This window comes from Kitasatospora sp. NPDC001225 (genome assembly GCF_053597855.1).
Genome location: NZ_JBSFJC010000462.1, coordinates 1 through 1,310, shown reverse-complemented (window position 1 = coordinate 1,310; position 1,310 = coordinate 1). Strand labels below are relative to the sequence as shown.

The 1,310-nt window shown below is 72.6% G+C and carries 1 protein-coding gene; it reads right to left on the bottom strand.

The window, feature by feature from the left end:
* Positions 1-1,245 (bottom strand): phosphopantetheine-binding protein (locus ACWDCZ_RS41470; RefSeq protein ID WP_449818743.1); only part of this gene is annotated, 1,245 nt, incomplete at its 3' end.
* Positions 1,246-1,310 lie beyond the last annotated feature (65 nt).

The window sequence follows — 1,310 nt, the reverse complement described above, 5'->3', positions numbered from 1 at the left end:
GGCGCCGGTCAGCAGGACGGTCCGGGCCTCGGGCAGCGGCCCGGCCGGCCTCCGCCCTTCGGCCTGCTCGACGGTCCGCGGGTCGAGGAACGCCTCCAGCCGCAGCTGGGCCGCGTCGAGCCGCGTCGCGTCCGGGCCGTGAACGCTGTCGGCGGTGGGACGGCGGTGGTCCGCCGCGAGCGCCCGCTCGACGTGATCGGCCACCTGCTGCAGCGAGTTGACCGGGTTGACGATCACGTCGACCGGGACGTCGACGTGGAAGATCTCCTTCATCAGCTGGGAGAAGGACAGCGCCGTGAGGCTGTCGCCGCCGAGTTCGAGGAAGCGCGTGTCGGGCTCCACGACACCCTCGTCCAGTCCCAGGAGCGCCTGGGCGGCCCGGAGCACGGTCGCCGGCAGCGGCTGGTCGGTGCCGGCCTGGCGCAGCGTCCGGAGCTCCTCGGCCTCGCGGTCGGACAGCTCGGTGTACAGCGCTTCGAGACGCTCGCCGTACCGCTTCGTCAGGGCCGGCCGCAACGGCTTGCGCACCCCGGAGAGCAGCCCGTTCTCCTGGGTGAACGGCTCGGTCTCGACGAGCAGGTCCCGGGGGATCTCGTAGGAGTTCAGCCCAGCCTCGGTGGCGATCTCCCGCAGGGACTCCCGCAGGACCGCCCTGAGGCGCCGGGCGTCCCCGTCGACGCGGTCGAGGGCGTCCCGGGTCGGCACGACGACCGCGAGCAGGTAGGCGCGGGCGCCGCTGCCGTACAGGAAGACCTGCCGGACGGCCGGGCTGCCGGTGAAGAGCGCCTCCAGGCGGGAGACGGCGACGAACTCGCCCTGGGACAGCTTGATGACGTTGGAGCGGCGGTCGACGTACCGCAGTTCGTCGGGGCCGAGCCGGGCCATGATGTCGCCCGTGTGGTAGAAGCCGTCCTCGTCGAAGACCTCGGAGGTGGCGTCCGGGCGCCGGAAGTACCCGGGGACGAGCCGCTCGGACCTGATCAGCAGTTCGCCCCTGGGGTACGGCGTGTCGGTGCCGAAGTATCCCAGCTCGGGCACGTCGACCAGCTTGTGGTCGGTCACCGGCGGGCGCTGCACCCGGCTGTCGAGGAAGACGACCCCGCCCTCCGTCGACCCGTAGCCGTCGATCAGCCTGACCTGGAAGCAGTCCTCGACGAAGGCCGTGGTCTCGGCGCTCGGCGGGGCCGAGGCGCTGACGGCCGACAGGAGGCGGCCGCCCATGACCTCCTCCCGCAGCTCCTCCATCACCTACCCTTCCCACCGGAGCGGGGGCCCTCACCGCAGCACCGCCTCCAGGAAGTCCGAGCCGA